The 26,207-nt window shown below is 62.1% G+C and carries 27 protein-coding genes and 1 tRNA gene; 8 read left to right on the top strand and 20 right to left on the bottom strand.

Annotated elements, in window-relative coordinates:
* Positions 1–21: 21 nt before the first annotated feature.
* Positions 22–1,509, bottom strand: coding sequence for a trigger factor (gene tig, locus ACEXP3_RS13895; protein WP_210104769.1), 1,488 nt, complete (start codon positions 1,507–1,509; stop codon positions 22–24).
* 160 nt (positions 1,510–1,669) lie between these two features.
* A tRNA-Leu gene (locus ACEXP3_RS13890) sits at positions 1,670–1,754 on the bottom strand.
* A gap of 704 nt (positions 1,755–2,458) precedes the next feature.
* On the opposite strand from ACEXP3_RS13890, the gene ACEXP3_RS13885 reads away from it, so the two are divergent.
* Both ACEXP3_RS13885 and ACEXP3_RS13880 read left to right on the top strand, forming a co-directional pair.
* Positions 2,459–2,605 carry a DUF1127 domain-containing protein gene (locus ACEXP3_RS13885; protein WP_210104768.1) on the top strand — a complete coding sequence of 49 codons (147 nt, stop codon included), beginning with the start codon at positions 2,459–2,461 and terminating at the stop codon, positions 2,603–2,605.
* 270 nt (positions 2,606–2,875) lie between these two features.
* Positions 2,876–3,019, top strand: coding sequence for a DUF1127 domain-containing protein (locus ACEXP3_RS13880; RefSeq protein WP_210104767.1), 144 nt, complete (start codon positions 2,876–2,878; stop codon positions 3,017–3,019).
* Between the two features lie 244 nt (positions 3,020–3,263).
* Here the strand turns inward: ACEXP3_RS13880 and ACEXP3_RS13875 are convergent, their stop codons facing one another.
* The 12 genes from ACEXP3_RS13875 to ACEXP3_RS13820 form a co-directional block, all read right to left on the bottom strand.
* Complete coding sequence (locus ACEXP3_RS13875) at positions 3,264–3,491, bottom strand: hypothetical protein (protein WP_377297831.1); 228 nt, start codon at positions 3,489–3,491, stop codon at positions 3,264–3,266.
* Between the two features lie 239 nt (positions 3,492–3,730).
* Positions 3,731–4,696 (bottom strand): NAD(P)H-dependent flavin oxidoreductase, encoded by a 966-nt coding sequence (locus tag ACEXP3_RS13870; RefSeq protein WP_377297830.1) that lies wholly within the window; start codon positions 4,694–4,696, stop codon positions 3,731–3,733.
* 361 nt (positions 4,697–5,057) lie between these two features.
* Positions 5,058–5,279 carry a hypothetical protein gene (locus ACEXP3_RS13865; RefSeq protein WP_210104764.1) on the bottom strand — a complete coding sequence of 74 codons (222 nt, stop codon included), beginning with the start codon at positions 5,277–5,279 and terminating at the stop codon, positions 5,058–5,060.
* A gap of 356 nt (positions 5,280–5,635) precedes the next feature.
* The gene (locus ACEXP3_RS13860) at positions 5,636–6,553 is read right to left on the bottom strand and encodes a PhzF family phenazine biosynthesis protein (protein ID WP_210104763.1); all 918 of its coding nucleotides are present in this window, start codon (positions 6,551–6,553) and stop codon (positions 5,636–5,638) included.
* 143 nt (positions 6,554–6,696) lie between these two features.
* On the bottom strand, positions 6,697–7,722 hold the full coding sequence (locus ACEXP3_RS13855; protein WP_377297829.1) for an ABC transporter ATP-binding protein: 1,026 nt from the start codon (positions 7,720–7,722) through the stop codon (positions 6,697–6,699).
* Entirely contained in the window at positions 7,710–9,404 is a 1,695-nt protein-coding gene (locus ACEXP3_RS13850; protein WP_377297828.1) for an ABC transporter permease, read from the bottom strand. Before ACEXP3_RS13850 ends, ACEXP3_RS13855 begins: the two co-directional genes overlap by 13 nt.
* Positions 9,405–9,418: 14 nt before the next feature.
* Complete coding sequence (locus tag ACEXP3_RS13845) at positions 9,419–10,402, bottom strand: ABC transporter substrate-binding protein (protein ID WP_377297827.1); 984 nt, start codon at positions 10,400–10,402, stop codon at positions 9,419–9,421.
* A gap of 142 nt (positions 10,403–10,544) precedes the next feature.
* The gene (locus tag ACEXP3_RS13840; RefSeq protein WP_377297826.1) at positions 10,545–11,384 is read right to left on the bottom strand and encodes an SHOCT domain-containing protein; all 840 of its coding nucleotides are present in this window, start codon (positions 11,382–11,384) and stop codon (positions 10,545–10,547) included.
* 188 nt (positions 11,385–11,572) lie between these two features.
* Entirely contained in the window at positions 11,573–12,799 is a 1,227-nt protein-coding gene (locus ACEXP3_RS13835) for an aminotransferase-like domain-containing protein (RefSeq protein ID WP_377297825.1), read from the bottom strand.
* A 402-nt stretch (positions 12,800–13,201) separates the two neighbouring features.
* Positions 13,202–14,221, bottom strand: a complete 1,020-nt coding sequence (gene ilvC / locus ACEXP3_RS13830; RefSeq protein WP_377297824.1) for a ketol-acid reductoisomerase — start codon at positions 14,219–14,221, stop codon at positions 13,202–13,204.
* Positions 14,222–14,282: 61 nt separating this feature from the next.
* The gene (locus ACEXP3_RS13825; RefSeq protein WP_377297823.1) at positions 14,283–14,921 is read right to left on the bottom strand and encodes a TetR/AcrR family transcriptional regulator C-terminal domain-containing protein; all 639 of its coding nucleotides are present in this window, start codon (positions 14,919–14,921) and stop codon (positions 14,283–14,285) included.
* A gap of 117 nt (positions 14,922–15,038) precedes the next feature.
* The gene (locus ACEXP3_RS13820; RefSeq protein ID WP_210104754.1) at positions 15,039–15,449 is read right to left on the bottom strand and encodes a winged helix-turn-helix transcriptional regulator; all 411 of its coding nucleotides are present in this window, start codon (positions 15,447–15,449) and stop codon (positions 15,039–15,041) included.
* 124 nt (positions 15,450–15,573) lie between these two features.
* Here ACEXP3_RS13820 and ACEXP3_RS13815 point away from each other — a divergent pair, with 124 nt between their 5' ends.
* Complete coding sequence (locus ACEXP3_RS13815) at positions 15,574–16,455, top strand: NAD(P)H-binding protein (RefSeq protein ID WP_377297822.1); 882 nt, start codon at positions 15,574–15,576, stop codon at positions 16,453–16,455.
* Between the two features lie 133 nt (positions 16,456–16,588).
* Positions 16,589–17,500 (top strand): bifunctional helix-turn-helix transcriptional regulator/GNAT family N-acetyltransferase, encoded by a 912-nt coding sequence (locus tag ACEXP3_RS13810; protein WP_377297821.1) that lies wholly within the window; start codon positions 16,589–16,591, stop codon positions 17,498–17,500.
* Between the two features lie 10 nt (positions 17,501–17,510).
* On the opposite strand, the gene ACEXP3_RS13805 is transcribed toward ACEXP3_RS13810, so the two are convergent.
* Positions 17,511–18,263, bottom strand: coding sequence for a pyridoxine 5'-phosphate synthase (locus ACEXP3_RS13805; RefSeq protein ID WP_377297820.1), 753 nt, complete (start codon positions 18,261–18,263; stop codon positions 17,511–17,513).
* Between the two features lie 260 nt (positions 18,264–18,523).
* Between ACEXP3_RS13805 and ACEXP3_RS13800 the strand changes: the two genes are divergently transcribed.
* Positions 18,524–19,195, top strand: a complete 672-nt coding sequence (locus tag ACEXP3_RS13800; protein ID WP_377297819.1) for a MerR family transcriptional regulator — start codon at positions 18,524–18,526, stop codon at positions 19,193–19,195.
* 9 nt (positions 19,196–19,204) lie between these two features.
* On the opposite strand, the gene ACEXP3_RS13795 is transcribed toward ACEXP3_RS13800, so the two are convergent.
* The 5 genes from ACEXP3_RS13795 to nthA form a co-directional block, all read right to left on the bottom strand.
* Positions 19,205–20,329, bottom strand: coding sequence for an ATP-dependent DNA helicase (locus ACEXP3_RS13795; protein ID WP_377297818.1), 1,125 nt, complete (start codon positions 20,327–20,329; stop codon positions 19,205–19,207).
* 56 nt (positions 20,330–20,385) lie between these two features.
* The gene (locus ACEXP3_RS13790) at positions 20,386–21,228 is read right to left on the bottom strand and encodes a choice-of-anchor Z repeating domain-containing protein (protein WP_377297817.1); all 843 of its coding nucleotides are present in this window, start codon (positions 21,226–21,228) and stop codon (positions 20,386–20,388) included.
* A gap of 133 nt (positions 21,229–21,361) precedes the next feature.
* Positions 21,362–21,763 (bottom strand): nitrile hydratase accessory protein, encoded by a 402-nt coding sequence (locus tag ACEXP3_RS13785; protein ID WP_377297816.1) that lies wholly within the window; start codon positions 21,761–21,763, stop codon positions 21,362–21,364.
* Positions 21,750–22,409, bottom strand: coding sequence for a nitrile hydratase subunit beta (gene nthB, locus ACEXP3_RS13780; protein ID WP_377297815.1), 660 nt, complete (start codon positions 22,407–22,409; stop codon positions 21,750–21,752). The genes ACEXP3_RS13785 and nthB overlap by 14 nt, the downstream gene beginning before the upstream one ends.
* Positions 22,406–23,044, bottom strand: a complete 639-nt coding sequence (gene nthA / locus ACEXP3_RS13775; protein WP_377297814.1) for a nitrile hydratase subunit alpha — start codon at positions 23,042–23,044, stop codon at positions 22,406–22,408. The genes nthB and nthA overlap by 4 nt, the downstream gene beginning before the upstream one ends.
* A 381-nt stretch (positions 23,045–23,425) precedes the next feature.
* Between nthA and ACEXP3_RS13770 the strand changes: the two genes are divergently transcribed.
* The 3 genes from ACEXP3_RS13770 to ACEXP3_RS13760 all read left to right on the top strand — a co-directional run bounded on the left by ACEXP3_RS13770 (position 23,426) and on the right by ACEXP3_RS13760 (position 26,120).
* On the top strand, positions 23,426–24,385 hold the full coding sequence (locus ACEXP3_RS13770; RefSeq protein WP_377297813.1) for a helix-turn-helix domain-containing protein: 960 nt from the start codon (positions 23,426–23,428) through the stop codon (positions 24,383–24,385).
* Positions 24,386–24,823: 438 nt separating this feature from the next.
* Positions 24,824–25,432, top strand: a complete 609-nt coding sequence (locus tag ACEXP3_RS13765; RefSeq protein ID WP_377297812.1) for a RhiA family protein — start codon at positions 24,824–24,826, stop codon at positions 25,430–25,432.
* A gap of 22 nt (positions 25,433–25,454) precedes the next feature.
* Complete coding sequence (locus tag ACEXP3_RS13760; protein WP_210104742.1) at positions 25,455–26,120, top strand: RhiA family protein; 666 nt, start codon at positions 25,455–25,457, stop codon at positions 26,118–26,120.
* The last annotated feature ends 87 nt before the right edge of the window (positions 26,121–26,207 follow it).

Here is a 26,207-nt window from a genome sequence, read left to right as displayed (position 1 = left end):
GCCTATTGAGCCGGGAGACGCTTATTCAGCGTCGCCTTCGGCAGCCTTCTTCTTCGAAGCGGCCTTCTTCTTCGGAGCCGGAGCTTCTTCGCCCTCGGCAGCCTCGGCTTCAGCCTTGGCAGCCTTCTTCTTCGGAGCGGCCTTCTTGGCTTCGGTCTTTTCTTCGCCTTCGTTTTCGTCTTCGGCGAGAAGCTCTTCCTTCGTCACGGTCTTGTCCGTCACGTCGATTTCCGAGAGCAGCTTGTCGACGACCTTTTCTTCAAAGATCGGAGCGCGCAGCGATGCGGAGGCGCCGGGCGTGTTGCGGAAGAAATCGAGGATTTCCTTCTGCTGGCCGGGGAACTGCTGCAGCTGGGCATAGAGCGCGCGCTGCATTTCTTCCTCGGTTACTTCGACGCCGGCCTTTTCGCCGATTTCGGAGAGAACCAGGCCGAGACGGACGCGGCGTTCAGCCAGCTTGCGATACTCGGCGCGGGCTTCTTCTTCCGTGGTGTCCTCATCGGCAAAGGTCTTGCCGGACTGGGCGAGATCGGTGTTGATCTGGCGCCAGATGTTGTCGAATTCGGCGTTGACGAGGCTTTCCGGCGTGTCGAACTTATACATCTCGTCCAGCTGGTCGAGAATCTGACGCTTGACCTTCTGGCGGGTGACGTTGCCGTACTGGCCTTCGATCTGGCCACGCACGATTTCCTTCAGCTTGTCGAGCGATTCGACGCCGAGCGTGGTGGCCAGTTCGTCGTTCAGTTCGAGGTTGGCCGGTGCTGCCACTTCCTTGACGGTGATGTCGAAGGTGGCTTCCTTGCCGGCAAGGTTTGCGGCCGGATATTCCGACGGGAAAGTGACGGTGATGACCTTGTCTTCGCCGGCCTTGACGCCGACCAGCTGGTCTTCAAAGCCCGGGATGAAGCGGTTGGAGCCGATGACGAGTTCGGCATCTTCGGCGGCGCCGCCATCGAAGGCCACGCCGTCAACCTTGCCGAGATAGTTCATCGTCACGCGGTCGCCGGTTTCTGCAGCAGCATCCTTGGCTTCGAAGGTGCGCGCGCTTTCGGCGATCTTGAGGATCTGCTCGGTGACTTCTTCTTCCGGAACATCAACCACTTCGCGCACGACCTTGATGCCGGCGGTCGGCTTCAGTTCGATGGCCGGGATGACTTCGTAGGAGAGCGTGAATTCGAAATCGACTTCGGCGTTCAGGATCTTGTCCGCTTCGGCTTCGTCCTCGGTCATCGCAACGGTCGGCTGGGTCGCCGACTTTTCACCGCGCTCGGACAGGATGGCGCTCGGGCGATCGCGGACGATCTCGTTGACGAGTTCGGCCATGATCGACTTGCCGTACATCTTCTTCAGATGGCCGACCGGAACCTTGCCGGGACGGAAACCATTGATGCGCACCTTGTCCTTGGCTTCCGCCAGGCGCTCGTTCATGCGCTGTTCCATGTCCTTGGCCGGGATAACGACCTTGATTTCGCGCTTCAGCCCTTCAGCGAGCGTTTCGATAACCTGCATTGTCATACCTTCATATCATGCGGCGGTGCTCAGACAGCCGTGGTTTCGGTGAGCACGACGCCGGAACCTGTCGCCGGTCGTGGCTTCGATGCAATCTCGTGCGCGCTGGGGCTCTGGGCCACCAGCTGGATCAGGCCTGCGGCAGAAGCTGCCGCGGAACTGGTGCGGGTAGAGAGACTTGAACTCCCACGCCTTGCGGCACCAGAACCTAAATCTGGCGTGTCTACCAATTTCACCATACCCGCGCCCCAAAACCGCGTGGAAATTCCTCGCGCAGAGGCCTTCCGGAGCGCGCGTCTCTATAACAACCGTTTTTTCCGCACGCAAAGGAAAAATGACAGTTGCCGCGGCAGCAGACAGGAAACTCTTTATGCTCGGGTTTGGGGGCGAAGCGCTCCGTTGTTTACCAAGCTCTAATATTTGCACACTACATTAAAAAAGCGCGTGTCAAGGCATGCGCCAGACGAATGGCTCACCCTCAGATATTGCAGTGCACAATGAAGCCTGCTCGGATATAGTCATTTCATCAGCAGGGTCGGCCCTGCAGCGACATGGCTGTCGGCGGTCAATCCGCAAAACGCCTCGGGATGATCCCGGAACGAGATTCGGCGGTTCGCACTCCTCCTCCCAGCGAACCTCGATAGACTGGCGACCCTCCTCCTCCCATTCGCCGGTCACTTTGCACGGCGCCCACCGGTCCTCCCCCGGTGGGCGTTTTTGCTTCAGGGCCTCCTTCACCGCCACGATGAAACTGCCCGGTTCGGGAGTGCCGCTCATGTTTTCGCCACAGACTTTAACAGATCTTCACCAGCAATGCAGCCGGTGCATAGGTGGCATACGGCATCGGCGCTTTTGCTTATACGCAGTGCAGCATATAACCCCATTCAATCGATTTGAGAGGCGCCCGACCCAAGCGGGGCCTCGGCAGGAACCAAAGAAGGACATGACCATGAACATCGCTCGCTCGCTCACCAACTGGCGCAAGTATCGTCAGACCGTTTCGGAACTCGGCCGCATGTCGGACCGCGAACTGAACGACCTCGGCATCGGCCGCGCCGAAATCCGTCGCGTTGCGCGCACGGCTGTTGGCATCTAACGAATAGCATCTGCTGCAGCAGGCCTCGTCCTGCTTCTCAAAACGCCTCCCGCCTGCGGGGGGCGTTTTTTTATGCGCATTTTTCCTTCGTTAGGCCGCCGACTGTGGCGCTCATTTTTTACCCAAAGACGCAAATTTGTTCAGCACATTGCACAAACGCATGGCAGTCGCCTGGTTTTTGCACTGCACATTCTAATTATGCGGATGTATAAGACCGTCATCGCCGCTGACGAACCCGTCGACGGACCAACACATTCGAGGAAGATCCCCATGAACCCGATTCGTCTCGCCAAGAGCTGGATCAGCTACCGCCGTACCATGAACGAACTGGGCAACCTGTCCACCCAGGCGCTCAGCGACATCGGCCTGACCCGCTACGACATCCGTTCGATCGCATCGCGCTCTTTCCGTTAATCGGAAACAGCATGCTCCATTCCAGGCAGGCCGCATGAGGCGGCCGCGGAGCGAGCATAGGAAGATCGGCAGAATGATGGCCCCCAGCCCACGGCTTCGGGGGCTTTTTGCTGTCCTGCGGACCGATGCGGGTAAGGCTACAACCCGGAGCACGGACACGAAAAACCCGCCAGGACGGCGGGCGCTTGCACTCTTTCCTCTCAGAAGGAGCGTGCAAGGGCAGCAGACTGCCCTTGCCAAAATATCAGCCGTCCGACAGGACGGTGCGCGACACAAGCGTCAGCGTGTGGTCCGGCTTCACACGGTACAGTTCGCTGTATCGCTCGCCGTTCTCCACAGACACCTGCTGCACGGTGCTTCCGATCGCACCAATGCTGAGGCGACCTTCGCTGGCGTGATGCAGGTCCTCTGCAAAGGCAAGCGTGCCAGCGCCCAGAAGGGCAATGGTGCAGGTAACGAGAATGCGCTTCATGGCTCAAATCCTTTTACGGCGCGTCCAGCACCGGAGTGCCGGACGCCTGTCCACGTCCATATTCGGTGACGCAGGAACAACATGGGCGCGGATTGCTAAGGCTTCAACCGCCCGATCGGTTGCAGCTCCGTCATCAATTCGTGAACGGCGAGGCCGGCAAGGCGCGATGCATTAAAAGATCATATGTACCAAAGACTTGGCATGTTCTGGATTGCTCGATCTGGCCGAAGCCGGCGCTTTCACAAGCGATTGATCGCCCCTTGAGCCCGGGCGAGGAACGGATCGGCCCGCGCATCCAGCATGGCGCAGGCGTATTCGCGCGCCAGCCGATCGCAGAGGTCGGCCGTCGCCGGCACGTCATCGATGCCCGAAACACCCTGCCCGGCCGACCAGACCGTTTTCCAGGCCTTTGCTTCGCTGCCCAGATCCATCGGTCCGTGGGAGACCAGATTGGCCGGGTCGAGGCCGGCGGCCACGATGCTCTTCTTGAGGAAATTGGCGTTTACGCCGGAAATGGCATCGGTGTAGACGATATCACCCGCCCGCGCTTCAAGCGTCATGCGCTTCTGGGCCTCGCTCACCATGGATTCGCGGGTCACCAGGAAGCGGGTGCCGAGATAGGCAAGGTCTGCGCCCATCAGCCGGGCGGCCGCAATCTGCGCGCCGTTGCTGATTGCGCCCGACAGCACAAGCGTTCCACCGAAAAAGGAGCGGATTTCAGGCAGAAGCGCAAAGGGGCTGAGCGTTCCCGCATGGCCGCCAGCGCCGGCACAGACGGCAATGATACCGTCGACGCCCGCTTCTGCCGCCTTTTCCGCATGACGCCGGCTGATCACATCATGAAACACCAGGCCGCCATAGGACTGTACTGCTTTCACGACCTCCGGGACGGCGCCGAGCGACGTGATGACGAGCGGCACACGGTGCGCAACGACCGCCGCCAGATCCGCCTCCAGCCGCGGGTTCGAGCGATGGACGATGAGGTTAACCCCGAAGGGGGCCGCCTCCGGATGCGGTTGCAGCCGCGCGCGGATCTCATCCATCCAGTCGACAAAGCCCTGCGTGCTGCGCTGGTTGAGCGCCGGAAACGTGCCCAGAATGCCGCCTCTGCAAGTCTCGACCACCAGATCCGGCCCCGAGGCCAGAAACATCGGGGCAGCAATGGCCGGCAGACGCAAGGTTTTAAGAGTTTTCGGCAATGGCATGATGTCCTCCCCAGGATGCTGTTGGCGAATGAGCGCGCGGTGCAGTTGCGGCCGCCGATGCGCGACATCGGACGGCTCACGATCTCCCACGCTATTTTTACTACGTTCCAATGCGGCGCCTTTGTCGATATAAAATGCAGTTTACGTAAACGTCAAGCGCAAGCGGGCGGCAACAAGTGCCAAGGGAACTCTGCTGCCTGCTACGCACCTCGACCGAGTTTCAGGCAAAGCTCGTCACGGGCCGGAAGCGTCTGGCTGTCGGGGCGACCTCTGCGCATGAAAAAGGCGCGGCCTTGCGGTCCGCGCCTTGTCTGTGGTGGTAGCCGTCTTCCCCAATCTTCAGGAGGACAGCGGCGGTGTCTCAATGATGTCCGCGTGCGGCTGCCACCATGTCGCGCAGCAGGTCTTCCCGGCGCACGCCCTGACGATAGAGTTCCATGGTGATGGCTGCGAGCCGGTTTGTCTCTTCCTGATCATCATCCGGGCAGAGTTCGCTGCGCAACCGTTCGAACACCTGCTGGCATCGCGCCAGATCCTCGGAGTTCAACGGGTCGTCGCTTGGCCTCTTCTCACTTCTGATCATGGGTACTCCTCATCATCGGCATGTTGCGAATCATCGCTGGCGCCCAGGGGCGAGCAGCCTTACGCCTCAACAACACGGCGATAGTCTGTCTGCTTGCGTGGAAAGATGAACAAGGGCTGTCGTGCCGAGCCGCTTGTTCCTGACGGTCGCACGGAGGCTAAAGCGCCGTGCCGCGGAAAAGGGTTCTACGGGATCGGCCCTGAAGCGCAGGACAACAGCTGCCGCTTTCCCGTCGGTTTAAAACACTCTTGATGGCTGGCACGCGCATGACCCTACTCCCGTCGGCCCTCATAACGCCGGGGCCGGCTTCCGGTTCCCAACGTCGGTGCGAATATCTGAGCGCCGGTCACATCCGGTCAGAGATGGAAAACTCCCGATGCCACCTTCACAGCCTGCCCGCCAATGCGCGCGCGCGCAATTGAACTTTCCTTCACATCGATGTGCAGATGAATGAAGGAGGGTCGCCCCATCTCGACGCCCTGCTCGATCAGCACCGGATGGTGGCCGTCCGGAAGTGCATCGAAGTGGTGGATTGCGCCCGAGAGCGCTGCCGCCGCAGCCCCGGTTGCCGGATCCTCGGAAATTCCCATATCGGGGGAAAACATGCGGGTGTGAAAGCGCGCCGCATGGTGCACGCCGCCGCGGCAATAGGCATAGACGGAGGCAAGCCGGCCCTCCACCAGCGGCGCCGCGCGCTCCCACAGCATGCCATCGAACTCGATGCCTTCGACGGCGGCCAGATTATGCAGCGGCACCATCAGGAACGGCACGCCGGCGCTCCACACCGATGGCACATGGTTTTCAAAGCCGAGATCGCCGGGTTTCACTCCCAGCGCATCGGCAAGCCCCTGCCGGTCGAGACCCAGCTGGATGCGCTGCGGCATGCGCGGCAGATCGAATTCGGCAAAGCTTGCCTCGCCGGAGGCCAGCCGCACGGCGCAGCGCACCGGCCCGACATTTTCCTCCAGAACACAGACGAGATCGAGGTCCGGGCGCTCATCCGCATGCGTCCGCTCGGCAATCGCGATCGCTGCTCCGACCGTCGGATGGCCGGCAAACGGCAATTCCCGTGTCGGCGTGAAGATGCGCAGCTTTGCCGCATGGGCCGGATTGGCCGAGGTCTGGACGAAGACGGTTTCCGACAGGTTGGTCTCGCGCGCCAGCGCCTGCATGGCCTCATCCGTCATCGCATCGGCGCCGAAGACAACCGCCAGAGGGTTTCCGGCAAGCCGGGTATCGGTGAAGACGTCATAGACGGCATAAGTGAGAGCCATGAAAACCTCCTGTCCTTCGCAAGCCGATGCGGCACACCGGGACGATGGACGACAAACTGCCCGAGACGGTAAGCACCATCAACCGTTGAATTTTACCGTCCAGAGAAAATCGGGAAAAACCTCAAACAGAGATTTAAGCACCGTCACAGCCGCCAGCCGCTGCGCAGCACCACCCGCAGGGCGTCCCCTACCCTGACGGAACGACGGCTGAAGGCGCGCAGCGCCCGTCCGTCACTCAGCAGAAGCTGAAGCGCATGCCGCTCGCCTTCGAACACGCAGGCGCTGACCACCGCGTCCAGCCCCTCATCGGAGATCACCACATCCTGCGGACGCACCAGAATATCGGCCTGCGGGCTTCCGGGCTGCGGATGGAAGCAGGCCTGGAGGGCCGGCCAGTCCAGCCGGCGCGGCATCGGCTCGCGCCACGGCAAGGAGAGGATCGCGCCCTGCCCGATCAGTCGGCCGACCAGCCGCCCCTGAGGGCGCGCATAGATTTCGTCGGGGGCAGCCATCTGGAGCAGCCTGCCTTCCGACATCACGGCAACCTCAGTCGCCAGCGCCATGGCTTCCGCCTGGTCATGCGTGACATAGATCATCGTGGCGCGCGAACGGGCGTGAAACTCGCGAAACGTCTCTTCCATCTCCTGGCGCAGGTGCCGGTCGAGATTGGCAAGCGGCTCGTCCAGCAACACCACATCCGGTTCCGTCACCAGGCAACGGGCAAGCGCCACGCGCTGGCGCTGGCCGCCGGACAGATCGGCCGGACGCCGGTCCGTATAGGCTTCGAGACGCACCGCGGCCAGGGCCTCGCGGATCTTGGCTGTGCGACGTTCGCCGGTGATACCGCGCACTTTGAGCGGATAGCCGACATTCTCCGCCACGCTCATATGCGGCCAGAGCGCATAGGATTGAAACACCATCGCCATGTTGCGCCGCTCCGGCGGCACCATGGCGGAGGCATCGGCAAGCACCCGCTCACCAAGCAGGATCGCGCCGTCCGTCGGCTGCTCGAAACCGGCAATCATGCGCAGCACCGTCGTCTTTCCGCAGCCGGAGGGGCCGAGCAGCGCCAGGAACCCGCCATCGCCAATGGTCAGCGACACATCGTCAACGGCCAGTCGCCCGGTTCCGAAATCCTTCGACAGACGGTTGAGGATCAGCTTCGCCATGGCACCACTCCCTTGGGCAGATGTTTGGCCAGCAGTTCCAGCAGCAGCATCATGACCACCACCAGGGCAACCACCAGAACCGAAAGGGCCGAGGCCAGATTGAAACTGCCGCTGTCATCGAGATTGTAGATGGCGACCCCGAGCGTCTGGGTGCCGGCAGACCAGAGGAGCGCCGAGACGGTGAGTTCGTTGCAGGCAATGAGGAACACGAGAATCACGGCAGCACCGGCAGCAGGCGCCACGAGCGGCACCAGAATATCGCGCAGACGGCGGTAGAAACCCGCCCCCGACAGGCGCGCGGCCTCTTCCAGCGCCGGATCGAGCTGGCGAAAGGCGCTGGCAATGGGGCGCAGGCTGACGGCAAGAAAGCTGGAGAGATAGGCGAAGAACAGGATCCAGATCGTGCCATAGATCGACACGCCGAAAAAGGGCAGCGGCGCTGCAAACAAGAGAATGCAGGCAACGGCCAGCACGATGCCCGGCAGCGCGTAGGGAATATCGGCAAGCGCAGCGACCAGCGCTGCAACCCGACGGCTGGAGCGGGCCACGAAATAGCCCATCACCACCGTGACCAGAAGAAGACCGAGCGCTGTCGCAAGCGAGAGCACGATGGAGTTCTGGAAGGCGGTGCGGGTGATCGACTGGCGCAGCAGCACTTCCTCATAGGCATAGAAGGTCGCTGTCTTGAAGGTGAGCGGCACGCCATAGGCCGGGGCAAGCGAGCTTGCGAGCAAGGCGGCAAAGGGCAGGATGAGGATGACGACCAGCACGAGGCCAAGCAGAGTCTCGCAGGGCAGCCGCCAGCCTTTCAACGCAAAGACGGCCGTGCGGCCCGACAGACCGATGATCCGGTAATCCCGGCCCTTCAGCACGCGTTCCTCGACCAGCAGGCCGGCAACCGACAACAGCGCGATGAAGCCCGAGAGGATCGAAATATCGCCAAAGGTGCTCGGCCCGAAACTGGCAAATTTTGCATAGATCAAGGTGGGCAGCGTATAGATCGAGGCTGGAATTCCAAGGATGGCGGGAATGCCGAAATTGCCGACGCCGGAGACAAATGCCATGGCGGCGCCGGCGGCAAAGCCCGGCAGCGCCAGCGGCAGGATGATGTCCCTCATCACCTGAAAGGCCGAGGCGCCGGCAAGCCGTGCGGCCTCCATGCCATCGCGCGGTAATGCCAGCAGCCCGGCCCGCAGCGCCAGATAGACCAGCGGCGCATTCTGGACGCCAAGCAGCAGGGCAATGCCGCCGATTGAATAGAGCGGCTGCGGCGTGCCGAGCGGCGGTGCAAGTCCCACCGCCTTCAACAGCGTGCTCGAGGGTCCGGTCAGCCCCACCCAGGAGAGCGCCGTCACCTGCGGCGGGATCATCATCGGCAGCATGAAGAGGAAGCCGAAGAGCGTGCGGCCGCGGATATCGAACAGCGTGAGAAGCAGCGCAAAGCCGCCGCCGAGGAACACCGCGACCACCATGCCGAGGAAGGAGGTGGTGAGCGTATTCCAGACCGCCTGCCAGAGCGCCGGATCAGACAGCAGTCCATCGCCGCCACCCCTTGCGAGCGACAGCGCGCCCGTCAAGGCAAGCCGGCCGAGCGGCAGAACGCTCAGCAGGCAAAGGGCGGCAAAGACGAAGACAAACAGCCAGCGGGGCTGGCCGTTTGCCTTGGTTCGTGAGGCACGCATTGCGATCCTGGAAATCAGCCGTTACCGCCGAAGATGCCGGAGAAGGTCTTCAGATCCTTATCGGTGTTCTTCAGCGCGTCGGAGGCTTTGAGCGACATCACCTTGATCGTGTCGCGGGCCGGAAAGCCGGCCGGAAGCGCCATGCCGTTGCGGGCCGGGATATAGCCGAGCTTCAGAAAACCCTCCTGACCCTTTTCCGACAAGACGTAATCGACGAATTTCTTGGCCGCGTCGGCATGCTTGGTGGCGCTCAAGATGGCGACCGGCTCGGTGACGGCAGAGACGCCTTCCGAGGGGAAGACGAACTCGACCGGTGCGCCCTTGGCCTTTTCGCGGATCGGCATGTAATCCACCACGACGCCATAGGCCTTTTCGCCGCTCGCAACCGATTTCAGCACCGCACCGTTGCCGCCGGCGGCAATGGCGCCGTTATCTTTGAGCGCGCGATAGTAATCCCAGCCCAATGCCTGATTTTCGACAAGCGTCTGGGCATGGATGAGGGCGGCGCCCGAGGTGAGCGGGCTCGGCATGGCGACAAGGCCCTTGGCGTCCGGCTTTGCCAGGTCCTTCCAGCTTGTCGGCTTCATCGAGGCCTGCGTGTTGTACATGATGCCGGTGGTGATGAGCTTCGTCGAATAGTAGTAGCCATCGGCATCGTAGAGCGAGGCATCATAGGCCTTTGCTTCCGGCGATGTGTAGGCCATCAGGCGCTTGTCCTGCTTCAGGCGCTCGAGCGTCACCGTATCGGCAATCAGAAGGACGTCGGCCACGGGATTGCCGGCCTCGATCTCCGACATCAGCTTTGCCATGATCTTGGTGGTTCCGTCGCGGACCCACTGCACATCGACGCCCGGATTGGCCGCCTTGAAACCATCGACGGTTGCCTGCGCATCCTCGTTCGGCTGGCTGGTATAGATGACAAGATCGGCAGCGTTGGCCGACACGGCAAGCGCGCCTAAGGCGACGAGGGCGGAAACGGCAGAGACAAACATCTTCATGGCAGCAATCCTTCTCTATGACGATTGCTGCCGCTAGATCATGGATGTCTAACAGAGGTGTGACAAAGTCGAATTTCGCGCACTGGAATTGCGCGCACTGGAATTATGCGGACGGCACGCGAGGATTTGCGCCGCAAGACCATCACAGGCGGGCGAGAAGCTCGGTCTTCTTGGCGGAAAATTCGGCGTCGGTCAGGATGCCTGCCTCGCGAAGGCTCGCGAGCTTTTCAATGAGACCGATGATCTCGGCGGCATCCTTGGGAGCGGTGGCGCCGGCGGGTGCAGGCGCCGGCGGCGTTTGCCCTGCGGCCTGGCCAGACGGTGCAGGCGCAACGATAGCCGCGGGCTGCTGCTGGAGCGGCTGGACTTTCGGGGCAGCGGACGGCTGCACATCCGAAAGCGCCGGCGCCCACGCCTCCTGCGGCCGCACAGGCTCCTCCGGTTCGTCGGCGCGCCGCAGGCTCGATACCGAAAACGAGCCATACTGGCTGGAGAAGGTCAGCCCGCTATTGCTGCCCTGCTGCTGGCCGACGCCGGAAATGAAGTGATCGCCGGTATCATAGAGCGTCACGCCGCCCGCATCCTTGATGGCGAGCCGCCGATGGGCTGGGAAAACCGCATAGGCGCTGTCGTTCTGGGCGCCGGCGCTGGACGGCGAACCGAGGTGCTGCGGCCACCAGACGCTGGCGCCGCCGGCCTCTGCTGGAAAAACGATGCGCCCCGCGGCAAGCGCCTGCGACAGGGCATTGCAGAGACTGTCGACGGTGTTCTTCAGGCCATAGTTGAACATGTCGCCGACCATGGTCATGCCACCCAGCATCCACTGGCCGCTGCCGCCGAGTTCACCGATGTTGAACTGCGCCATGGTGCCCTGCCCGCGCTGAACCGCCATCAGCATGGCAAGAACCGCATCCTCGCTGAGGCCGTACTGGCGGGCGAGATCCGCAATCACCCGGTGCGTTTCCTCTGTCAGGCCCTGCATGCGATCCCATCTCCCAAGAGTGCCCGCAGCCGATCCGGCGATGCGTCCAGCTGTCATGACACAGCCACGCCGCGAAAGCGATGACAATTGGGAAATCGCTGCGCGCGCGCAGCAAAAAGCGCCGGCCCCTCCGCGGAGACGCCGGCGCATTTTTTGAAGCCGTATATGTGCAGTGGCTGCAGCCTAAATCAGGCGGCCTTTGCTTCGGCGTTGCGGATGAGGCGGCCGAGGCGCTGGATGCCCTCCTCGATCATCGTCTCGTTGGCGCAGGAGAAGGAGAGCCGCAGCGTGTTGGCGCCTGAGCGATCGGCAAAGAAAGCCTGCCCCGGGACGAAAGCCACCTTTTCCGTCTCGATGGAGCGCGCCAGAAGCTCCGCGCCATCCAGCCCCGCCGGCAGCGTCACCCAGACGAACATGCCGCCTTCCGGCTTCGTCCAGCTGGTGCTGGCCGGCATGTAGCGCGACAGGGCCGAGAGCATGGCATCGCGGCGGGCGCTGTAGGCCGCACCGATCTTGGCGACCTGGCTGTCGAATATGCGCTCGGCGACATGGGCGATGGCGATCTGGTTGATCGTCGAGGAATGCAGGTCGGCCGCCTGCTTCATCAGAACCAGCTTGCGGATGACCGACATGTTTGCGACGACGAAACCGACGCGCAAGCCCGGCGCCAGCGTCTTCGAAAAGCTGCCGGAATAGATGGTGCGGGTGTTTTCGATGCCGCCCTTCGCCGCAATTTCGAGCGCCAGGATCGGCGGGATCGGATCGCCGTTATAACGCAGCGACTGGTAGGCACCGTCTTCGATGACGGCAATATCCAACTCGTCGGCGAGTTCCAGCACCTTCTTGCGGCCGTCCAGATCCACTGTCTCGCCGGTCGGATTGGAGAAATCCGCCGACAGATAGGCAAATTTCACCGCGCCGCCATTGGCGGCTGCCGTTTCGCGGTAGGCCGCCGGCGTGCGATTGCCGCCGGGCGTCAACTGGTCGTAGTTCGGCTCATAGGCGTTGAAGGCCTGCAGCGCACCGAGATAGGTCGGCCAGGTGACGAGCGCCGTATCCTTCGGCGACAGGAACAGTTTTCCGAGATAATCTAGCGCCTGTTGCGAACCCGACGTGATGAAGACGTTATCGACGGTGCAATCGATGCCGATCTTGGCCATCTCGCCGACCAGCCATTCGCGCAGCGGCTTGTAGCCTTCGCTGACGGAATACTGCAGAGCGGCGTTGACCTGCGGGCTCGAAAAGATTTCCGCATAGGCATCCTTGAACGCCACGTCCGGAAACAGCGCCGGGTCCGGAATGCCGCCGGCGAAGGAGATGATGTCGGGCCGCTCCAGAAGTTTCAGCAGTTCCCGGATTTCGGATGCGCGCATGCGCGAGGAGCGCGTGGCGAAGATATGATCCCAATCGAGCACGAATGTTTCCTCTTATTTCAATTCTTCTGGCTTCTGCATTACACAAGTTCCGATAGGTCAGCAATACTGACTTATCGATTTTTGGTACGGCAGAGGCATTTTCATCGCGAAGAGTCCCGCGGTGAGATGTAGCGCGCCCTTGGTGAGGCGGCAAAGCAAAACTCCCCCGGACTTTTAAATCCGGGGGAGCGAAATGAGGTGATAAGTGTGGGTCCACCCATGCGCGATCAGAAGCGCAGGTTGAATCCTGCCTTGACGCCATGCACATCGCCTCAGTCAAAGATACTACAGCATGTAAGGCCGAAGACGCCGAGGGGCCGGACGCTTTTCGACGTCCGGCCCCTCATCAGTCAGGATATGCGGCCTGCGTCCCGCCCGAAGGCAGGGCGCGGCATCCAGTGCTTAGTTGACGGCCCTGTCGACCAGCTTGTTCTTGCCGATCCAGGGCATCATGGCGCGCAGCTTGGTGCCGACTTCCTCGATCTGGTGGCTGTCGTTGAGGCGGCGGATGCCCTTGAAGCGGGCGCCGCCGGCGCGGTATTCCTGCATCCAGTCGGACGTGAACTTGCCGGTCTGGATGTCGGTGAGAACGCGCTTCATTTCGGCCTTCGTTTCTGCCGTGATGATGCGCGGGCCGGTGACGTATTCGCCCCATTCCGCCGTGTTGGAGATCGAGTAGTTCATGTTGGCGATGCCGCCTTCATAGATCAGGTCGACGATAAGCTTTACTTCGTGCAGGCACTCGAAATAGGCCATTTCCGGCGCATAACCGCCTTCGACCAGCGTTTCGAAGCCGGCGCGGATCAGCTCGACGAGACCGCCGCAGAGAACGACCTGCTCACCGAAGAGGTCGGTTTCGCACTCTTCCTTGAACGAGGTTTCGATGATGCCCGAACGGCCGCCGCCGACGCCGCAGGCGTAGGAGAGCGCCAGTTCCAGCGCATTGCCCGAACCGTTCTGGTGGACGGCCACGAGGCAGGGCACGCCGCCGCCCTTCTGGTATTCGCCGCGCACCGTGTGGCCGGGGCCCTTCGGCGCGATCATGACGACGTCGACCGATGCCTTCGGCTCGATGAGGCCGAAGTGAACGTTGAGGCCGTGGGCGAATGCGATGGCTGCGCCGTCGCGGATATTGCCGGCGATTTCGGCCTTGTAGATGTCGGCCTGCAGCTCGTCCGGGGTTGCCATCATCAGAAGGTCTGCCCAGGCGGCCGCTTCGGCAACGGTCATGACCTTGAAGCCATCGGCTTCGGCCTTCTTGATGGTCGGCGAACCGGCCTTCAGCGCGATGACGACGTTGTTTGCGCCGGAATCCTTCAGGTTCAGCGCGTGGGCGCGACCCTGGCTGCCATAGCCGACGATGACGACGTTCTTGGACTTGATGAGGTTGAGATCAGCATCCCGATCGTAATAGACGCGCATTGTAGTGTCCTTCCCTATGCGGTGTTGTTTGTGCGGTTAAGTCATCATCCGAAAGCGCCGGTCAGACGTTTTCGGTATCCGGTCCCACGCCGTAAAGCTGCAGGAAGGCATCCACCGCCTTTGCCGCCTGGCGTGCATTGTCCTTGAGGCCCGGTTCGCCCAGAAGCATGCGCACATGCAGATCCGAGACGACGAGGCCGTAAAGCGTGTGATAGGCGCCGTCGGCATCGGCAAATCGCAGGAGCCCTGCCCGACGGCCGGCCTCCATGAGGCCGATGGCGCGCCGGTCGATCTGGCGTCGGCCATGTTCGATGAGGAGGCGGCCGAGCTTGGATCCCTCGCGGCTTGCCTGGCCGATGGCCAGCCGGTTGAGCGCCAGCGACACATCCCCCGACAGAACCTCCAGAAGATCGCGCCCGAAGATTTCCAGGTGTTCGCGCAGCAGATCGGCCGTCAGACGCCCGGCGCCGCGCTCGAAGGTGCGCACCTTGGCCGCCTGAAAAGCAATCATCGCCGCCAGCAATCCGTCGCGATCGCCGAACCACTTGTAGAGGCTTTCCTTGGAACAGTTGGCGGCGCGCGCCAGGCCCGAAGTGGTCAGTGCCTTTTCGCCGCCATCCACCAGAAGCTTCAGCGCCTGTTCCAGAACAGCGTTCTGGCGGGGCGAAAACTCCGGAATTTCTGGCAGTTCAGCAGACACGATCAAGCCCTCCACAAGTACCGTACGGTACGGTTCGTGATCTACCCGCAGTTTTTTGCGCGGTCAAGAGGGCAAGACGCGGACGCTTGAAATTTTAAAAGATCCGGAAAAGACGGATCAGCGCGCGAGATCGGACCCGTCGAAGGCCAGACGGGCAGCCTTGACCTGCTCATGATTGTCCTGCGCCCACTGCAGCACCTTCGAGAGCGGCGCAAACAGCGAATGGCCAAGCGGCGTCATGCTGTATTCCACGCTCGGCGGCTTGGTGGGGTAGACCGTGCGGGCAATATAGCCGTCGCGTTGCAGGTCCCGCAGGGTCTGCGTCAGCATGCGCTGCGAAATGTCGGGCACGAGCCGGCGCAGTTCCCCGAAGCGATAGGGACGGTCGGAGAGCGCATGCAACAGCAGCGTCGACCACTTGCCGGCAATCTGGCTGATGACATCACGCACCGGGCAGTTGTCGCTGTCCCAGCCGTCGACCTGCGCCATAACGGCAGAGAAGCTGGTGACTTCGGCACGCTGATTCATGGTGGTTCCTTCAAGGTAACGATCTCCCGCAAAACTGCCTCCTTTACAGGGGCGGGTCAATTCCTATTGTAGTGCAACTCTCAAAATGAGAGCATCGCAGCAGACCTTGCAAAGGGACTTTTCAATGACACGGATACTCGTCACAGGCGCTTCGGGCCAACTCGGTCGCGGCGTTCTTGCCCATCTCCTGGCAGAGGCCAAGATCCCGGCAGACCAGATCGTCGCCGCCAGCCGCGATCCGGCAAAACTTGCCGAATGGGCAGCAAAGGGCATCGAGACGCGCGCAGCCGATTTCAACGACCCCGCTGGCCTTGAAGCCGCCTTTGCCGGCATCGACCGCCTGCTGCTGATCTCGACCGACGAACTGGCCGTCCCCGGCAAGCGTCTGGAGCAGCACAAGGCGACCGTCGCCGCCGCCGCCAAGGCCGGCGTCAAGCATATCCTCTACACCTCGATGCCGAACCCGGACAAATCGCTGGTTTCGTTTGCGCCGGATCATCTGGGCACCGAGGAGGCGATCAAGGCCAGCGGCCTTTCCTACACGATCCTGCGCAATTCCTGGTATCTCGACAATTACCTCGGCAGCATGGCGCGCAACCTTGCATCCGGCCAGTGGTTCACCGCGATCGGCGCCGGCCGCCAGCCCAATATCTCGCGCGACGATTGCGCCGCGGCTGCGGCAGCTGCCCTTGCCAATCCGCCGGCCGGCAATGTCATCCTGACGCTGACGGGCTTGGAACTTCTCGGAGCAGACGATGTGGCGGCCATCGTGTCCAAGGCCGCCGGAAAGCCGCTGGCGGTTGTACCCGTCAACGACGAGCAGCTTGCCGCCGGTGCCGCGAGCGCCGGCCTGCCGCCCTTCGTCGTCGAACTCATTGTCTCGGCCGATGCCAATACCCGTGCCGGCAATTTCGAGATCCTGACCGACGCCTTCGAACGGCTGACTGGACGCAAGCCGCAATCCGCCGCCGCGTTTTTCGAGGCACACAAGGCAGCCCTCGGCTGAGCAATCAGCGCCCCTTCTACCTATCGGACTTTCAACGCCGGCGAAGCTTCGCCGGCGTTTTTGCGTGAAGCGCGCAAATTTACTTGACTCCGTCAACAAATTTCCCGCTAAATGCTCGAAAGAGGTTCAGCCCATGATCGATCTCCTCGACAGCATCCGCGATTTCAACCGCTTCTATACGCAGCAGCTCGGCATTCTCGGCCGCAACTATCTCGGCGCCGGCTATACGCTGGCTGAAGCGCGTGTCCTGCATGATATCGGCGCTACTCCCGGCGTTGCGGCCAATATCCTCGCGCGCAGCCTGTCGCTCGATCCGGCCTATCTCAGCCGCATCCTCAAGACTTTTCGCGCCCGCGGGCTGGTGGTGGCAGAAGAGGACCCGAGGGACAGGCGCAGCCAGACGCTGGTGCTGACGCCGCAAGGCGAGGACGAGCGGGCGCGGCTTGCCGACCTGTCACGCCAGCAGATCGCGGCAGCGCTCGAAAGACTGCCCGTCGAGGGCCGCCAGCCGCTTGCGCAAGCCATCGCCGTCATGCGCGACAGCTTTGGCGGCGGCGAAGCATCGGCACCAGTCGTGTTCAGAGATCATCGGCCCGGAGACATGGGCTGGGTCATTGCCGCTCAGGCCGAATTCTACACACGCACATTCGGCTGGAACGACCAGTTCGAGGCGCTCGTGGCCGACGTCGCCGGCCGCTTTTTGAAAAACTTCAATCCGGCGCGCGAAAAAGCATGGATTGCCGAGCGCGGTGGAAACCGCCTCGGCTCGATCTTCATCATGGACGGCGGATCGGACGTGGCAAAGCTGCGCCTTCTTTACGTGGATCCCGCCGCACGCGGACTGGGTCTGGGCAAGGCCCTGGTCGAAGACGCCATCGGGTTTTCAAGGCGCAGCGGTTACCGCTCGCTCAGCCTCTGGACCAATGACAATCTTGCGGCAGCGCTCGCCCTCTATCAGAAGGCCGGGTTCCGGCTGGTATCGGAGGAACGGCATAGCATGTTCGGCCCTGAGCTCAACGGCCAGACATGGGTGCTCGATCTCTGAGCGCCGGTGTTCAGACCTTTTCGCCGCAGGCACGGCGAAAGCGCCGCACGGTCTCGGCCATGCCGTATTCCAGCGCATCCGCCGTCAGACCATGGCCGATGGATACCTCGGCAAGATCGGGAATGCGCGCGGCAAGAGCGGGAAGATTGGCCACCGTCAAATCGTGGCCGGCATTCACTCCAAGCCCTTCGACCTCGGCCGCATCGGCGGTGCGCCCCAGAAGCTCGAGCATTTCGCGCGCCTTTTCCGGCTGATCATAGCACCCGCCGTATGGCCCGGTATAAAGCTCGATGCGGTCGGCGCCGGTCGCCTTGGCAAGCTTCACTGCCTCGACATCGCCGTCACCATCGGCAAACAGCGACACCCGCATGCCGGCTGACTTCAGGCGCGCAACGATCGGCTTCAGCATCTGGCCCTGGCGGCGGAAATCGAACCCGTGGTCGGAGGTTGCCTGGGCGGGGTCGTCGGGCACAAGCGTCACCTGCTCCGGCTGCGTCTTCTCGCACAGCGCCAGAAAATCCTCCGAAGGATAGCCTTCGATGTTGAACTCGGCCTTCGGAAACACATCGTCGATCAGCGCCCGCAGCACCGGCAGATCGGAAAAGCGGATATGGCGCTGGTCGGGTCGCGGATGCACCGTCAGCCCGTAGGCGCCGGCTTCAAGCGCCACGCGACCGAGATGCTCGACGCTTGGCCACGGCAGATCGCGACGATTGCGCAGCATGGCAACGGCATTCAGATTGACGGAAAGCTTCGCGGGCATCGCACGGGTCCTTGAGCAGGCAGTGGCCGCATGTCTAAAGCAAAGGCTGGCGCATCGGCAATGGAATTATCCGCCCGTTTCCACGCAAATTGCTGAAGGATCTATCAATTCTTGTGGCCATAGAATCGCAGTTTCGCATCCGGAATAAACTGTTAACTTTAGAATTGCTTAAAATAGGTGCAGCCTCCGCCGCACCTTGCACTTTCAGCAGGCAGACGGGCTGGCGGAGCCTGCCTGTGCTGCATGAGGAGGAGACAGTCATGCGGGTACACACATCGAGTGAAACCATGGGGCGCCCAGCCCCTGCCTTCCTGCCTCGGATTGGGCCGGACCTCAGCGGTGACGGTCAGCCCATCGGCATTTCAGACATGGCCGAACTCTTCGGCGTCACCCACCGCACCCTGCATTTCTACGAGGAAAAGGGCCTGATCAGCGCGGAACGGCTGGGCATGATGCGGGTCTATGACCACCGCATGATCCGCAAGATGGCGGTGATCAACGCCTGTCGCGAAATCGGCATGCCGCTTTCCGCCATCCAGGACCTGATGCAGGACCTGAGCGAAGCGGCAAGCCAGCTGGAGGCAGATGCGATTTTCTGCCGGGTGCTCGACAGCCGCAAGCGCGAACTGACCTCCGACATTTCCTCGATCCACCGGCAGATCCAGCAGATCCGCACGCTGGTGAACGAGATCGACATCACACCGACGGTGACGGCGGGTGTCCATGTCGAACCCCTCACCTTCTGCGAGCGCGACCGGCGATGCCTCGTGCTGATGACGGAAGGTTTCAAGGGCGCCGACCTTGCCCGGCAGCTCAACATGACGGACGAGGAACTGGCAACACTTGAGGAAAGCCTGATCGTGCGGCTTGGCGTATCCAACCGTTTCCAGGCGGCCGCCAAGGCGATCGTGCTTGGTCTTCTGCCGCACTGATCCAGCAGATTACCGGACGATGGTGATGGTTTCGGCGGCCCGGGTGATCGCCGTATAGAGCCAGCGCTCGCGGCTGTCGCGAAAGGCCCAGCTTTCGTCGAACAAGACGACATTGTTCCACTGCGAACCCTGCGCCTTGTGGACGGTCAGCGCGTAGCCGAAGTCGAACTCGTCATAGCGCTTGCGGGTGGTCCAGGGGATCTCCCCCTCCTCCTCAAAGGCCTGTTTCAACAGCTTGATCTTGGCCGCACCGCGGTTCATGTCGTCGTCTTCCGGGCGGATCATCAGATTGATGCCGGGCTTGACGGTTTCGCGCGACGAGCTCATCACCTGCCACAGCGAGCCGTTGAGCAGGCCTTTGGCCGGATCGTTGCGCAGGCAGACCAGCTTGTCGCCGGATTGCGGATGCGGCAGGCTGAAACCCTTGAGCTCCCGCAGCCGCTGGTTATAGCGCCGGCGCGTCTTGTTGGTGCCGACAAGCACCTGATCGGCCTCCAGAACCAGCGCCTGGTTGACATCATTGCGCGAGATCACCTGGGCGGTTCCGTAATCGCCATGCATGATCTCGCGGCCTTCGCGCACCTGCATAGCAAGCTGGATGATCGGGTTGTCGCGGGCCTGCCGATGAATCTCGGTCAAAAGATAGTCCGGCTCCTGCTCGGTGAAGAAACCGCCGCCGGAAACGGGCGGCAGCTGGCCGGGATCGCCGAGCACCAGGATCGGTGTGCCAAAGCTCATCAGGTCCTTGCCAAGCTGCTCGTCCACCATCGAGCATTCGTCGATGACGATGAGGGCGGCCTTGGCAAGCGGGCTCTGGCGATTGATGGAAAACATCGGCGAGACCGATGTCTTGCCGGTTTCCTCGTCTTCCACCGCCTCCTCGCCGCGCGGGCGGTAGATCAGCGAGTGGATGGTGCGGGCATTGGTGGCGCCGCGCGAGCGCAGCACCTGTGCCGCCTTGCCGGTAAAGGCGGCAAACAGCACCTCGCCATCGACATTTTCGGCAAAATGCTTCGCAAGCGTCGTCTTGCCGGTTCCGGCATAGCCGAACAGGCGGAAGACCTGGCTACGGCCATCCTTCAGCCATTTCGAAACGGCCTTCAGGGCCTCATCCTGTTGCGGTGCGAACTGCATGACCCTTCATTCAAGGATTCGGAACAGAATAGCAACCTGAAACACCGCGCTGATCGCTACTTCACCTCGAATGTGGCAGGCTTGGACTCCAGCCCGGCATCGCCCGGATTGATGACGGTGACTTGAAGCGTCGCGGGTCCCTGCAGCACATCAGCCGGCAACGCGATCTTCAGGCGTCCATCACCATCGGCCGCCGCGTCGCAGGCCGTGCCATTGACCTTGACGATGGCCTTGGGATCGAAATAGCGGCCAATGACGACGACCTCTGCCTTCGTGGCGCCTGTCTGCGTCTCGGCCGGATCGAGCTTGTCGATCACCGGCGTTTTGGCATCCATCGCATCCTGCACTTTCGGCGCCTTGAGGATCGTGTCGAACAACTCGTCGAGCTTGGCGATGCCTTTGCGGGCGAACATGCCGGTCAGCCCGGCAATAGCGGCAAGGGCTGCCGGATTAAGCGGAGCCGAGGCCTGTTCGCCCGCCTGTGGTGCAAGCGTCAGCAGCCCCGCCTGCAATAGCAGCCCCATCAGCAGGCCCAGCACCATGCCAAAGACGGGATGCATCACATACCACCAGATCCAGTTCTGATTGAACTGGCCGAGCCCTTTGTGAATGGCGAATTTGTAGGCGGAGTTAAGCGCCCCACCCAGCGCGCCGGAGACGGCAACAAGAAGCAGGACGATCACTTCGCTGCTTCTCACCCCAAGGAGATTGGTAACACCGGTCGGCTTTGCGGCGGCAGGCGCAAGCGGCCCAAAAAACATCTGCCAGGCGGGCTTTGGTTCAGAAATTGCAATCGGCCAGGCAACGACCAGCAGCCCGGTAAAAAGAAGTGGGGCCAGGATCAGATAGCCCCCAAGGATATAATCAGAATGTCCCGGCTCTTCTGTATTCGCGCTCACCTTGTCCCCCAGGTGCGAATAAACCGAACGTACCCTTTTTATCTACATCAACATTCAATCAACGAGAAGTCTATTTGAAATTACAGGATGCAACTCTTCCCGACCACATCCAGCAGGACAAAATACCGGATATTTACACGCCGCCCCGCCATCCCGCGTCGGGCAAATGCTGCGGATCATTGCTGAGCACGATCGGACTGCCATGCGGCGTTGCCTCTGCTGCGCGTTGCCAGCTGTGCTGCAGGGCGAGCACCTGCCCCTCCTCGGCCACCCCCTTCTCGGCCAAGAGGTGGGACAGCGCCGCCACCCAGGCGTCGAAATAATCCGCGCCGTCGGCGGCCCGCTCCGGCCGCTTTACCTCGCGCGACAGATGCTCTGCCCATTCCGCCCAGGAGAAGACGCCGCGCTCGTGAAGAAGGACGGTCAGCGCAAAGGCCTTGGCCTGCCATGGCTCGGCAAACACCGGTGCGCCCTCAGGCGAGACGGGAAGGCCCGGAGAGCCGGCCAGCGGCGACACGATTTCACACGGGCTCAAGATAGCTCTCCCAGGCATCGATGGAGACGGTGAGCGTCGGGTCGCTTCCATCGCCCCAGATCTCGCGACCGTCGAACACCACGGTATAGACCCATTGCGGGTTTTCGCCGCGGCCATGGGCATTGTCGTCGGGGTAGACGAAAAATCCCTGCACCGCCTCGATGACCCCGGTCTTTGCGCGGGCATAGCGCGGCAGACGGGTATGGCCGAGGGTGTGGATATTGCGCGTGCGCACGCGCTGGCCGACGACGAAGACAGGCGCACTCTCTGCAGGCCGGTCGCAGGGTCCACCCTTCGCCAGCACGGACGGCACCATTGCGGCCTCCAGCACCCGGCGGGGTGTGGCGCCGGGGCCAAGGCTGTGGCCCGCCGCAAGCTCCGCCTCCGTCACGAAGCGGTGACGCTTGAGCAGCACTTCCAGCGCGCGGATCCAGATTTCGTAATAGCTTGCCGACAGGTACGCCGCGGGCGCAATATTTTCCCGTGCGTGCCGACTCTCATCGATGGTCCAGGCGCCAAAAGCCCCGCAGGCGAGCGTGACGCCCAAGGCGCGCTTTTCCCAGTCGCCGTGAAAATAGGGCTCGTCCGTTTCCGGTCGCACCGGGCCGTGGCCCATCTGGCCACCCAGATCATGCGGGCCGTTCATGCCGCCACCTCGCCGGCGCCGCGGGCAAGACCGGTGCCAATCATACTGTCGCGGGTGACAAGTTCCGCCAGCCGTTCTTCGCTCCAGCCTTCCGTCCCTTCGGGGCGCTGAGGCACCACGAGATAGCGGAGCTCGGCGGTGGAATCCCACACGCGGACCTTCTTGTCCTGCGGCAAGGCGACGCCGAAGTCGAAGAGCACGCCACGCGGATCCATGACCGCCTTGGCGCGGTAGGCCGGCGCCTTGTACCACACCGGCGGAAGCCCAAGCACGGACCAGGGATAGCAGGAGCACAGCGTACAGACGACGAGATTGTGCGTCTCTTCCGTGTTGAAGACAGCGCGCATATGTTCGCCCTGGCGACCGGTATAGCCAAGGCTTGCAATGGCGGACGTCGCATCGGTGGCGAGCCATTCGGAAAAGGCCTGGTCGGCCCAGGCTTTGGCCACCACCTTCGCGCCGTTGCGCGGACCGATCTTCGTCTCGTAGGTATCGACGATCGCATCAAGCGCCAACGGGTCGATCAGCCCCTTTTCCGTCAGAACCGTTTCCAGCGCCAGAACCCGCGCCTGCATGTCGCTGTAGTGATTGTCGTGATCATGGTCATGATCGTGGTGATCGTGGTCGCTGTGCATCGTCGTGGTCCTTGCATCCGCCTGCCGGTGACCATGGAACAGATTGTGTGCCACGTTCAAGTGCGCGTTTGCATCCGGCAACGAAGAGGCAGGTGATACCTCCCGATCGATGGAGCCGATCTCTGCGATGTGCCTGGCGCATTCCCTCATCCACAACCGTACCAGCACTCCGGAATACAACCTAAAAAATAAAAAAATCGTCAGTTGAAAACCTAGAATTGTACTCGCAATTTTGCCTCCAGACACAACCTGGAGGTGCAAATGTCACACAATCAGAATTTGATACCGCTCCCTGCCACCGCCTCTGGCATGCCCGCGCCCATCCCATTGGGCCGCACCCTGTCTGACATACCTCGCGCCTGCTCCTGCGAAAGCGGCCTGATGCTTGCCTTTGATTTCCACCGCACCAACAGGCTCCGACCGCGCGAGGAGATGGCGCACGGAACTGCCTATCACGGCGAAGCCTTCCTGCTTCTCGACGAGCATCTCGCCGACGGGCGCTATCGGCGCAGTCAGGAGAAGGCAGAAGTCGACGATATGGATGCCGTCATCGTCTCGGTCCTGGTCCAAGGGCGCGCGGCGCTTTGGCAGGACAGGTGGATGCGGCTGCGCCCGAGGGATATGATCGTCCTCGACCTTGCCCTGGCGACGGATCTCTGCACGGTGGGCGCGCACATGATCCACATGATCGTGCCGCGCTGCCATCTGCCATCGCTTGACGGCGGCTGGGGAACCCCACGCATCTATCCGGCTCAAGTCACGGCTGCAAAACTTACCGGCAACCTCCTGAAAACGCTGGCAGACACCATGGCCGGCGCCGGACGGCATGAGATCCATCCCATAAGCTCCGCGCTGCTGCGGCTCATCGAAGCCACGCTTGGCCCACCGGCTGTCTCTGCGGTCCGGGAGGCGACGCTTGCCCGGCGGATACGCCGCTACATCGAGGACAACCTGCGGAGCGATACCCTTACCCCCGCCGGCCTGGCGCGGCAGTTCGCCATTTCCCGCAGCCAGCTCTACCGGATCTTTGCGCGCGCCGGCGGCGTGGAAACCTATATCCGCAACCGTCGTCTGCGTCGGTGCATGATTGCGCTCACAGATCCGGCCGAGCAGCACCGGCGCATCGGCGAAATCGCCTATGCGCTCGGCTTTTCGGACGAGGCCCATTTCAGCCGGCTGTTCCGCGCCACCTATGGCCGCTCGCCCCGCGCAATACGGCAGGCAGCCCGTGCCGGCACGCTGGAAAGCCTGCAGCCGTCGCGGCCTCCCTCCGAAGGAATAGCCTTGCTCGCCGCCTGGCTCTCCGAAATCTGCTCCCGAGTCAATACATCCCATGATTGAAGTTGAGCTGACACGCAAATACAACTTTTGCGAACGTTAAGACAATGACAACCGTGAAAGTTGCATCTATATCTTGTTGCAACAGAGAGATGGAGGAGCCGGCGACGACCAGAGCGCTGCACCTCCCGAACGAGAGGAGGCCCGCCATGAACGATCAGAGAGCCACCGGCCCACGTGCTTCCGGAGAGGCCCAGGCTATGCCGTTCCCTGCCCCGCGGGCCTCCTCGGCGCAAGCGCTCTGCACACCAAAGGGAAGCCCGCCGCGGCACCTCTGACCCGACGCGCCGCTGGCTTGCCCGGCGGTCCATCCAGATCCCTCTCCGCTGGTTTTTCCGCCCACACCAGACGGAAGGGATGGAGCCGGTGCCTGCCGCACCCCATGGGCACCGGCTCCTCCATCACTTCGAGGCGAACACACAAGAACCGGAAGGTACGTTCATGACCATCTATTCTCTCACTTGCGTCAACAATTCGCAGATCTCCGGCAGCTTTGCCGTCTTCCAGAAGGCGCCGCCGTCCACCATGCCCGGCAATGTCTTTTCGCTGGCCTGGTTTGCACGCCCCACGGCGCCCAGTACCCGCGTCACCTTTTCCTGGGACCTCGCCTACAGCTTCACCTGGTCTGAAACCGGCATCCTGAAGCCCGGCATCAACTTCGACGCCTCGCAGGTCGTGCCGGCCGATCCGAATGCCCAGAACCTGATCCAGCTGAAGCAGGACGCCTATGGCGCAACCACCTTTGCCAACCCGAGTTCGGCCGGCGCCCTCGGCTCGCTGACCATCCAGCAGCTGTCCAACGTGGTGCCCAACCAGACCTCGGTCGGCATCGGCATGGCAGGCTCCGGCACCTTTGCAGTCCAGGCTCAGCCGAACATGACGGCCGTCTTCACGCCGCACCCGAATTACTGGGTGATCTTCGGCAATTTCGAAACCGGCGACGTGATCGACATCGAGGATGTGACGGGCGCCATCGAGGTGACGTATGGCGGGGCGCTTACCTCGCGCACCGCCGTCCTCGGCCTTGACAACATCATCACCGTTTCCTGATCCTTCCCCGTCGGCGGGCGCCTTGGCGCCCGTCTTCCAGCAGATCCGCGAGGTTGCCATGACCGACTACCGCCTGACCTGTACCAACATGTCCAAACTGCATGGCAACTTCGCCATCTATCAGGTGCCGCCTCAGAGTGAGGGCAGCCAGCATGTGATCAGCCTTGCCTGGATGGCACGGCCTGCCGCACCTGGGACCAGGCTTGCTTTTTCCTGGGACACCGAGATGAGTTTCATCTGGGGCGAAAGGGGCATCTATCGCAACCGCTCCTACTTCAATGCCTGCCAGCAGGTGGCGGCTAATCCGGACCGGGAAAACCTGATCGACCTGACCTCCGACATCTACGGGGCTCCGACCTTCCAGAACCTTCGCACCGGCGGGCCGCAGGGGACGATGACGATCCGCCAGCTCTCCGCCATCTTCGACTACCCCGTGCATCTCGGCGTCGCGATCGGCGGTGCGCCGGTCTATACGGTCAATTTCAACGCCAATATCACCACCACCTTCATCCCGCACCAGAACCGCTACTGGGTGATGTTCGGTGGATACATGGCCGGCGAAACAATCGATTCGGCAAGCGTTACCAACAGCCTGATGGTCGAGTTCAGCCCAACCAGCCCAAGCCTGGGCGTCGTCATGGGGCCGGACAATATCCTGCGAGCGGCTCCGGCAGCATTGCTGCCCTGACACTCAGCGACGCTTCAACCCTTCTATCAAGAACTGACATCCCGTCGGCGAGAGCCGACGCATGCCCGCACATCGCAATTTTGCCTT

Origin of the sequence: Neorhizobium fuzhouense, assembly GCF_042611105.1 — a bacterium.
Lineage (GTDB): Bacteria > Pseudomonadota > Alphaproteobacteria > Rhizobiales > Rhizobiaceae > Neorhizobium > Neorhizobium galegae_A.
Note: the sequence above shows the minus strand (reverse complement) of the source record. Positions and strands in the feature narration are given on the sequence as shown.